The sequence below is a fragment of the Aliterella sp. E5.1 genome (assembly GCF_057473825.1).
In genome coordinates this window covers 1-10,125 of record NZ_JBYCCV010000120.1, presented here as the reverse complement: position 1 = coordinate 10,125, position 10,125 = coordinate 1, and the positions used below count along the sequence as shown (strand labels likewise).

The following is a 10,125-nucleotide window of genomic DNA, read 5'->3' as shown; positions in this document are numbered from 1 at the left end:
GAATCTCGTACTTATGAAGAACTTAACTCTTCTATTGATAAAGCTATCAATTTAATCACAGACAAAGATATAGTCGGCTGGTTTACTCACTGCTGTTATTTTGTTCCATCCAATTGAAAATTGCTATGAAAATTGCTATCGGCTAGGAAGAGAGCAGAATGATGATAAGCAATACGAACAGGCGATCGCTAGTTTTGATCGAGCGCTTCAGCATGATTCCAATGCTCATGACGCTTGGTATTGTAAGGGTTATGCTCTTTCCCAGCTAAATTGCTATGAAGAAGCTATTGATTGTTATGAACAAGCTGCAAGTATTAAACCAGATAGCTATGTCGCTTGGGAGAGTCGCGGTTTGGCACTATCTAAACTTGAACTTTACGAACAAGCAGTTGCCAGTTTTGATCGAGCGCTTCAGTATGACTCAAATACTTATAACGCTTGGTATTGTAAGGGCAATGCTCTTTTCTACCTAAAGCGGTATAAAGAAGCTATTGATTGTTATGAACAAGCCGCAAATATTAGACCAGATAGCTATGCTGCTTGGGAAAATTGTGGTTTGGCACTATCTAAACTTGAACTTTATGAACCAGCAATTTATAGTTTGAATCATGCGCTAGAGATTCAACCCGATGATTATGGTATTTTGTGGGCGCGAGGTAATGCTTTCTACGACTGGGGAAGGATAGAGGAGGCAGTAGGAGATTATGAAAAAGCACTTGCAATCAAACCAGATGCACAGGAAGTCTGGACACTATACGGCAATGCACTATTTACTCTTAAACTTTATAAACAAGCGATTGAAAGCTACGAGAGAGTATTAGCGCTGCAAAGAGAAGTGGGCGATCGCCGAGGTGAATTAGGCACATTACTGGCTCTAGCGCATTTATACATAATTAATAGCAAAATCCAAGATGGTACTTTAGCACAACATCAAGCAGGTGCGATCGCTAGAGAACTAAATCTTTCACCAGACGATCCCCTTTATTCTCAAGCATTTACTGCCAGCCTTTTACCTGAAACTATGCCATCAATGATTAGCAAAATGGGGTGGATGTTAAATTTAATGGGTTTTGCACAAAAAGGTAAACTGCAATTTGGTTTGTTTATTGTGGTTTTGCTGTTATCTGCAACTGCATCTGTGGCATTTATGCCTATTACCGTTGGGTGGGGGCTGATTAAAAAATTAGTGAGAAAAACGTAATTGAGCATTAATACAACCGATATGGGCTGTTTATTTATTGGTAGCGCGATCGCTATATAAAAATTGCTTGAATCTGTTGAGCTACGAGGAGCAGGATTAAACTTTACCAAAACGGCGATCGCGCTTTTGATAATCAAATAAAGCCCGGTGAAACTCGGCGCGGTCAAAATCTGGCCACAACGTATCGGTTACATAGATTTCCGAGTAAGCTATTTGCCATAGTAAAAAATTACTAATCCGCATTTCGCCACTGGTACGAATTACTAAGTCAGGGTCGCAAATTCCCGCCGTGTAGAGGTGACTTGAAAACAATGCCTCATCAATATCTTGGGGTTGAATCTTACCTTGCTGGACTAAATGCGCGATCGCTTTTGTAGCATCGATAATCTCTTGTCTGCCGCCGTAGTTGGTTGCTACTGTAAATTGAATATCTTGATTGTGCTGAGTTTCGCTCATCGAGCGCTCAATTTCCGCTTGCAGAGAGTGCGGCAAAGCGTCCAATTTGCCTACAAAATGGATCTGCACGTTCTCCTGCATCATCCCCCGCAGTTCTTGACGCAACACCCTCTGAAACAAGGTCATTAAAAAATCTACTTCTTCCAACGGCCTATTCCAATTTTCCGTTGAAAAAGCATAAGCCGTCAGTGCCTTGATGCCCCAATCTTTGCAACAACGCAATAAGTCTTTAAGCGCATCTACGCCCTTTTTATGACCCATAATGCGCGGTAAACCTTGATTTTTAGCCCATCTACCATTTCCATCCATAATTACCGCTACGTGCTTAGGCAAACGTTCTATCGTTAAATCTGGAGGCAATTGTTGCAATACACTTGGCGTTTTCATTTTTTTTTCCGAGACACTGATGATGGTAGACCGAGTAGACGTGAAAACAGAAGTTGCCCTTTAGTTTTAATTTGATAACCCAAACTTCGTAGACTAGGAGCAACCGTTTCTCGTTCCACTACAGGTGAAAATCTCGCTTCCAACAGTTCCCTTAGTTTACTGCTGGTAAGGGGTCTATTTAGTATTCCCCGTTCTGCCAAAGATATCGAACCTGTTTCTTCAGATACCACTACACAAATACAATTTTCTACCCGTTCGGTAATGCCCATCGCCGCTCGATGGCGCGTTCCTAACTGACGGGAAGCAGTGCGCTCGGAAAGCGGTAATATTATCCCCGATGCCATAATTCTCGAACCACGAATTAAAGTTGCTCCGTCATGGAGTAGAGTTTTTGGCTGGAAAATTGTCTGCAATAGTTCCTTAGAAATTTCTGCGTTGAGCTTAACTCCTGGTACAGAAAAATAGCGATCGTCTAGGGGGCTATCGGTTTCCAAAATCAGTAAAGCCCCAATGCGATTTTGCGATAGTTCGATCACAGCATCAACAATTTCATCAACCACACTATCAGGCTTAACAGTATTACTTGTAGCAGGTTGCAACAACTGTTTAAATTCTCCCCGCCCCAACTGCTCCAAAAATCGCCGAAACTCCAATTGAAACACAACCGCCATTGCTACCGCCGAACCGACTACTAACTTGTCTAAGACAAAATTTAATAGTCGCAAGCGTAAATAAGCGCTCAAGGCTGAGGCGAGGATTAAAATAATAAATCCCCGCACCATCCACAGAGTCCGGCGTTCGCCGACAATTACTAGCACCATATAGGTGAGCGCCAACACCAATCCCAAATCGAGAAGATCGAGAAGCAACAAGGGCTGCGCCCAGCCTAAGTTTGTCAGCCATTGCTGCCACCAATCTCTCATTAGTTGCAAGTTTACCTTTGTTGTAAGGAACTGAAAGCGTTACTAGGTTTGGGCAGAATTTGATTGAGGGGAGTATTTCTACATAATCCCTCTACTTATTATTGACTGCTCAAGCGTTCTGGTAGTCGGTCGTACCGAATTAAGTCTTGATAAGATTCGCGCTGCAAAATTAGATTTGCTTCGCCACTATGAACTAATACTGCTGCCGGACGGGGCAAGCGGTTGTAGTTAGATGCCATGCTGTAATTGTAAGCACCCGTTGCCATGACAGCGAGAATATCTCCAGGGCTTGTAGTAGGTAAAGTTGCGTTTTTCAGCAAAATATCGCCAGATTCGCAGTGTTTTCCAGCCACCGTAACTGTTTGAGTTAGCGGTGCGGACATTTTGTTGGCAACGACAGCGCGATAGACCGATTGATAAGTAATTGGGCGGGGGTTATCAGACATACCTCCATCTACAGCAATATACGTGCGGATTTCGGGAATTACTTTGGATGAACCAATAGTATAAGCAGTAATACAGGCAGAACCAACAAGACTCCGCCCTGGTTCGCACAATAATTTAGGTAAAGCTAAGTTTTCAGTTATGCAGGCATCTTTTACCCCGTGACAAATAGTTTGTACCCACTCATCAATACTAGGAGGATCGTCAGACTCTGTATAACGAATACCTAGCCCACCACCAACATTTAATTCGCTAATTTTTAGCCCATACTGGGCTGCTTTTTTAATCCACTGCACCATTACTAACCCTAAGTCTTGGTGGGGTTGACGTTCAAAAATTTGCGAACCGATATGAGCGTGAAATCCGACGCAATTTAGACACTCTTGTTGGCTGACAAAAGCAAATACTTCATCTAATTGATTGGGATCGAAGCCAAATTTGCTATCTAAGTGACCCGTGCGGATATATTCGTGAGTATGGCACTCAATTCCTGGCGTTAGCCGGAGCATAATGCGAGTAGAGGCATTTATAGCCACTAAATTGTGCAATTCTTGCCAATTATCTACCACAATCGTACAGCCAGAATCGATCGCATCATGCAATTCTTGGACAGACTTATTATTGCCGTGCAGGTAAAGCTTATCCGGCGTAACCCCCGCCGCGATCGCCGTATAGAGTTCGCCCCCCGATACAACATCAATGCCCAAACCTTCAGAAAATGCGATCGCGCATACAGCTAAACAACTCCAAGCTTTGGACGCATACAACACCTGAGACTCGCCAGGATAATAACGCTCCATCGCTTGTTTGTACTGACGGCAAGCAGTGCGGAGAGTTTCTTCATCTAAGATATACAGAGGCGAACCAAATTGCTCTACGAGGCTTGGAACATCGCAACCGCCAATTTCTAGAGCATCGCGATCGTTAGTTTTGGCTGTAAGCGGTAAGAGTTCTTGGTTAGGGGAATTTGCTGGAGTATGATTTGAATTGGGTAAATAACCCAAACCAGAATTTTCACTCTCTACTGGGTGAAACGTGGATACCATAATTTAAAATATATTCCTTGTTGGAATTGATAGGCAGAAGTTAGTTGCTAACTCTTAGTGTACTAAGCACTCGTACCAATAATTCGTGTGAATTTATTAGAACTTAAACCAATTACAACTCAAATGCTCAAAGCAGTAGTAGAACTAGACCAGCTATGCTTTGGCGGTTTGTGGACGCTCGAAGGCTACGAACGAGAAATAGATAGCTCCAATGCTGACTTGCTCGGTTTATCGCTCCCTGGCTATCCGCCATTATTGGTAGGGATGGGCTGTTTGTGGGCAATTGTCGATGAAGCACACATTACAATTTTGGCAGTTCATCCCCGCTACCAAAGTCAGGGCTTCGGGCAATTTATATTGCTAGCAATGCTTGCTTCGGCTCATCGCCGGGGATTGGAAAGAGCTAGTTTAGAAGTACGGACTTCTAATAAAAGTGCGATCGCACTCTATCAAAAATTTGGCTTTAAAACGGCGGGAATTAGGAAGCGCTACTACTCGGACACCGGGGAAGATGCGCTAATTTTGTGGCGCGGCGGCTTGCAAGAAGTTGAATTTATCCAAAACCTAAAGACATGGCAGCAAAAAGTGCGATCGCGCATTGTGACAACGACGGGCTACCAATTAAAAGTGCATTAGTTGCAGCTTGTTATCGTATTTATCTATTCAAATAATGCTCGTAATATTTTATTTTTTTGACTTTAACTTGATTTGCAGCGAGACAGTTATTTTAATATTCACTCGCCGCACTGCATCTTATATTTTCTAGGGAAATTTTCTAGAGAATGTTAACTATAATAATTCCGTATAATCTTCCCTACAAGGTGGGTATACGGAATTGTTCTGTATAATCTCCAAATATGGACATTATACAGAAAATTTCTGCCTACCATGCCTGACAATGGCTAGGGTGCTTGCACACCATAACTTAGCAAGAGATTATACGGAAAACTTCAGTATAGAACTTAGTTGAGTCGCAACCGCAAGCGGTTCGGCTCACTGCAAATATTTCAATTTGGTTGTCGGTTCCAACTATAGTTAAGTCTCTGCACTCCGAGTTAGAGCATATAGTACAAGTATATTACGTTACCGCAGTCGATTTAATAAATAGTTATGCCTCTTGAGTTGTCGGTGGGGTAATTATATGCAGGCTTTCGGTGAGCATTCAAATCTGAGGTCATGTGATTATGTCGAGAATCACGAATAATGATCCACCAGTAAGAAAGAGCCTAATGGCATTGCAAAAATCAATTGTTGCCATTAATCTAGTCGTGGCACCTAAGCCATTAATGAAGAACCTCCTTAATCTATGCACTCAAAAACCCACCTACCACTTGAAGTAATTCGTAATGATGAAGCAAAGGCGCTCGAACCAACAGATGTCATTGCTGTGCATGAGCTTCTGAATCGGGTATTTCTTGCAGAGGACAGCCGAGACGCTGATGCTCTTCGTCAATGCGTGACTATGGATTTGTCTCATTATCACTCGCTTTACGGCTCTTTGCATGGTCGTGAAGCCTTTGTAAATTGGGTCTTGTCCAATCCACAGTTTTTCGATGGACTGCGACATCAAGCAGTAAATATAGTTACATCTTTAGAAGGTTCAAATAGCGCGCGAGTAGTGAGCTACATCAATGTTTTTCAGCTTTTTTCGGAAGATGAGGCTCTAACTTCGATTTTGCCTAGACTCATCGCTCACGGCGTGGTACGAGACAAAATCGTGAAACAAGATGGTAAGTGGCGAATTTCTGAGCGAATATACGACCAGCTTTCTGTACTTGGAAGCCTAATATCAGATACTACTCTTAGAGTAAAAGCAAGCGAGCATCTGTCTCCATAACGAGGCATAACAAGTCGATGAAGCGGACGGTTGAAAGAGCTTGGTGGTAATGAAGTTGTCTGCCGCCGCTTATCTTGGTCGTTATTTTAACTTCATTTAATCGAGTGGAGTTTGCAAGCGATCGCACATAAACTTTAGTGGTGTACGATATCCGCGATTGAGAAAGAAAACTTTTCACTATTGCGATCGCACTTTAACCAACTAAGCATTAACTTAAATTTTAGATTTCTATCAATCGTTTCACCTGAATTTGAACATCGGGAAAAGCTTGAGGAGTTACAACTCCAGTTATAAAAGTTTCTTCTGTGATGTAGCGCCCGTTTCCCAAATCTCGAAAAACTGAAACTTCCCGACCAGGAAGATTTACTACCCAATATTCAGCGATACCTGCTTCGCTATAGGTTGCTTTTTTCTCATTTAGGTCTTTGCTAAGAGTAGTTAGGGAAAATTCAATTAGCCAAAAAATATCGTCAGGATAGGGATGATGCTCTAAATAGACTGCTTTTAGTGGTTTGACGATCGCTAAATCTGGGATGGGTTCGGAATTATTGGGGAGGGTAATCGGGTGCGCTTCGCGGATTTTAGCCCTAGCCCCTAGTAATGTTCGTAAATAATCCCCAAATTCACTATTGTAATAGGCGTGGGTTTCTCCTTCTGGGGGCATAACTATAATATCTCCACGCAATAGCTCGACGGATTCGTTGTCAAATAGCCCCGCCTTGATCGCTTGATGGTAGCGTTCAATTGTCCATTTGTAGGTGGTAATAGTCATAGAATCTAGCCTGAGAACGCATAGATGTCTTTAGTATGGCTTGCTTGGCGATCGCCTCTTTTTTCCATAAATCAGCACTGCTCTTCTTAAAGTAAGCCCTGTGAATTTTTTGCCTAAGCAGGCGATCGCACGTTAATCTTAATTTAAAAATAGGAACTTATACTTACACCAAGGATTTAAAAGAGCATACTTTTACAAAAAAATAAAAATTGTTTCCTGAGAATAGGGAAAACCGTACTGGTTGTAGCTATCATCATAAGACAGCCAGAAATATAGCCTGTGCTAAAATCAGCGTACTGGCAGGACTCAGGGGAACCAAAAACGCTATGTTTGAACGCTTCACAGAAAAAGCCATTAAGGTGATCATGCTGGCCCAGGAAGAAGCCCGCCGCCTGGGTCACAACTTCGTAGGAACAGAACAGATCCTCCTGGGTCTGATCGGCGAAGGCACGGGCGTAGCAGCAAAAGTACTGAGGTCTATGGGTGTCAATCTCAAAGATGCTCGGATTGAAGTAGAAAAAATTATCGGTCGTGGTTCGGGCTTTGTCGCCGTGGAAATTCCGTTTACGCCACGGGCAAAGCGAGTTCTAGAATTATCTCTAGAAGAAGCACGACAACTAGGACACAATTATATTGGCACAGAACACTTACTACTAGGCTTAATCCGTGAAGGAGAAGGCGTAGCAGCTAGAGTATTAGAAAACTTAGGCGTAGACTTATCGAAAGTTCGCACCCAAGTAATTCGGATGCTGGGAGAAACGGCGGAAGTTAATGCCGGATCGCCATCAGGACGTACCAAAACACCCACATTGGATGAATTTGGCTCGAACTTGACCCAAATGGCAGCAGACGGCAAGCTCGATCCCGTGGTCGGTCGTGCCAAAGAAATTGAACGGGTAATTCAGATATTGGGTCGTCGGACAAAAAACAACCCCGTATTGATTGGAGAACCCGGCGTTGGTAAAACAGCGATCGCCGAAGGATTAGCTTCGCGAATTGCCAATAAAGATATACCAGACATCTTAGAAGAAAAGCGCGTAGTCACTCTCGATATTGGATTATTAGTAGCTGGTACTAAATATCGGGGTGAATTTGAAGAACGCCTCAAGAAAATCATGGACGAAATTCGTTCGGCGGGGAACGTGATTTTGGTGATTGACGAGGTACATACGCTAATCGGCGCAGGCGCAGCCGAAGGAGCCATTGATGCGGCGAACATCCTCAAGCCAGCTTTGGCAAGAGGAGAACTGCAATGTATCGGTGCAACTACTCTAGACGAATACCGCAAGCACATCGAACGCGATGCCGCTTTAGAACGTCGCTTTCAGCCAGTAATGGTCGGCGAACCCTCGGTAGACGAAACTATTGAGATTCTGTACGGTTTGCGGGAACGCTACGAGCAGCACCACAAACTAAAAATCTCTGATGAAGCTTTGTTTGCCGCCGCTAAACTATCCGACCGCTACATTAGCGATCGCTTTTTGCCCGATAAGGCAATCGATTTAGTTGATGAAGCAGGTTCAAGAGTGCGGTTAATCAATTCGGCGCTTCCTCCCGCCGCCAAAGACCTAGACAAAGAATTGCGGAAAGTCTTGAAAGAAAAAGACGACGCAGTACGGGGACAAGACTTTGGTAAAGCTGGAGAATTGCGCGATCGCGAAATGGAAATCAAAGGTGAAATCCGGGCGCTATCGCAAAATAAAGCAAACACTACCCGCCCAGACGGAGAAGATTCTCCCATCGTTACTGAAGAAGATATCGCTCACATTGTTGCTTCCTGGACAGGCGTACCAGTAAGCAAACTGACTGAATCGGAATCCGAGAAGCTGATGCACATGGAAGACACCCTGCACCAGCGCCTAATTGGGCAAGAAGAAGCAGTGAGAGCCGTTTCTAAGGCAATTCGCCGCGCTCGTGTCGGCTTGAAAAACCCCAATCGACCGATCGCTAGTTTTGTCTTCTCTGGACCAACTGGAGTCGGAAAAACTGAGTTAACCAAGTCTCTAGCCGCTTATTTCTTTGGTTCGGAAGATGCCATGATCCGACTTGATATGTCGGAATACATGGAACGTCACACCGTATCCAAGCTGATTGGTTCGCCACCGGGATATGTAGGTTACAACGAAGGCGGTCAGCTAACAGAAGCTGTACGTCGTCGTCCTTACACCGTGGTGCTTTTTGATGAAATTGAAAAAGCCCACCCCGATGTATTCAATATGCTATTGCAAATATTAGAAGACGGTCGGTTAACCGATGCTAAAGGTCGCACAGTAGACTTCAAAAATACGTTACTGATTTTGACTTCTAATATTGGTTCTAAGGTTATTGAAAAAGGCGCTGCGGGCTTAGGTTTTGAACTAGCTCAAGACGTGGCTGAATCCCAATACAACCGGATTAAGTCCTTGGTCAATGAAGAACTCAAGCAGTATTTCCGTCCAGAGTTCTTGAACCGACTAGACGAAATTATTGTCTTCCGTCAGTTGACCAGAGACGAAGTGAAGGAAATTGCCGACATCCTACTCAAGGAAGTATTCAATCGTCTAATGGAGAAAGGTATCACCCTAGACGTAACCGAACGCTTCAAAGACCGCTTAGTAGAAGAAGGTTACAACCCAAGTTACGGAGCAAGACCTCTGCGTCGAGCAATTATGCGCTTGCTTGAAGATAGCTTGGCTGAGGAAATTCTCTCTGGGCGCGTTCGAGATGGCGATACGGCTTTAGTTGATGTCGATGAAACAGGGACGGTAAAAGTAGTTTCCGAACAGACACGGGAGTTACTACCCCAAGGAGTCGATTTGACCAAAGGTGCTTAGTATCTAGTTAAAAGCTAACTAAAGTATAAATATAAAAGCGGTAGAGCAATTAATGCTCTACCTTTTTTTTGACATTATAGAATAAAGAGCGATAATGCTAAATTATGGCAAGTAGCATCGGGTAGTGCGTCAGATTATTGTGGGATAGGTCACGATATCATTCCAAGTCCATGGTCGAGAGGTTAATCCTGCTCGTTGTGCGGCAGTGGACTTGAACCGACTATGCTGCCAAATCCAATTGAAGTA

Annotated in this window: 8 protein-coding genes and 1 pseudogene; 4 read left to right on the top strand and 5 right to left on the bottom strand. The window is 43.6% G+C overall.

Annotated features, from left to right (window positions below; all coding sequences use genetic code 11):
• Positions 1-100: 100 nt before the first annotated feature.
• Entirely contained in the window at positions 101-1,201 is a 1,101-nt protein-coding gene (locus AC2VE5_RS21970) for a tetratricopeptide repeat protein (protein WP_486889815.1), read from the top strand.
• Positions 1,202-1,297: 96 nt separating this feature from the next.
• Here AC2VE5_RS21970 and uppS read toward each other — a convergent pair whose 3' ends face one another.
• The 3 genes from uppS to lysA form a co-directional block, all read right to left on the bottom strand.
• A complete protein-coding gene (gene uppS, locus AC2VE5_RS21965; protein WP_486889814.1) occupies positions 1,298-2,044 on the bottom strand; it encodes an undecaprenyl pyrophosphate synthase in 747 nt (248 codons plus the stop codon).
• A complete protein-coding gene (cdaA, locus tag AC2VE5_RS21960) occupies positions 2,041-2,967 on the bottom strand; it encodes a diadenylate cyclase CdaA (protein WP_486889816.1) in 927 nt (308 codons plus the stop codon). The genes uppS and cdaA overlap by 4 nt, the downstream gene beginning before the upstream one ends.
• 98 nt (positions 2,968-3,065) lie before the next feature.
• A complete protein-coding gene (gene lysA / locus AC2VE5_RS21955) occupies positions 3,066-4,457 on the bottom strand; it encodes a diaminopimelate decarboxylase (protein WP_486889813.1) in 1,392 nt (463 codons plus the stop codon).
• An 87-nt stretch (positions 4,458-4,544) separates the two neighbouring features.
• On the opposite strand from lysA, the gene rimI reads away from it, so the two are divergent.
• Both rimI and AC2VE5_RS21945 read left to right on the top strand, forming a co-directional pair.
• Positions 4,545-5,093, top strand: a complete 549-nt coding sequence (gene rimI, locus AC2VE5_RS21950; protein WP_486889812.1) for a ribosomal protein S18-alanine N-acetyltransferase — start codon at positions 4,545-4,547, stop codon at positions 5,091-5,093.
• Positions 5,094-5,763: 670 nt separating this feature from the next.
• Positions 5,764-6,294: a nuclear transport factor 2 family protein gene (locus AC2VE5_RS21945; protein ID WP_486889811.1), complete on the top strand. Its 531-nt coding sequence runs from the start codon at positions 5,764-5,766 to the stop codon at positions 6,292-6,294.
• 220 nt (positions 6,295-6,514) lie between these two features.
• On the opposite strand, the gene AC2VE5_RS21940 is transcribed toward AC2VE5_RS21945, so the two are convergent.
• Entirely contained in the window at positions 6,515-7,066 is a 552-nt protein-coding gene (locus AC2VE5_RS21940) for a Uma2 family endonuclease (protein WP_486889810.1), read from the bottom strand.
• 326 nt (positions 7,067-7,392) lie between these two features.
• Here AC2VE5_RS21940 and AC2VE5_RS21935 point away from each other — a divergent pair, with 326 nt between their 5' ends.
• Positions 7,393-9,879: an ATP-dependent Clp protease ATP-binding subunit gene (locus tag AC2VE5_RS21935; protein WP_486889809.1), complete on the top strand. Its 2,487-nt coding sequence runs from the start codon at positions 7,393-7,395 to the stop codon at positions 9,877-9,879.
• A 129-nt stretch (positions 9,880-10,008) separates the two neighbouring features.
• Here AC2VE5_RS21935 and AC2VE5_RS21930 read toward each other — a convergent pair.
• A pseudogene (locus AC2VE5_RS21930) lies at positions 10,009-10,125 on the bottom strand (IS1 family transposase); the annotation flags it as partial.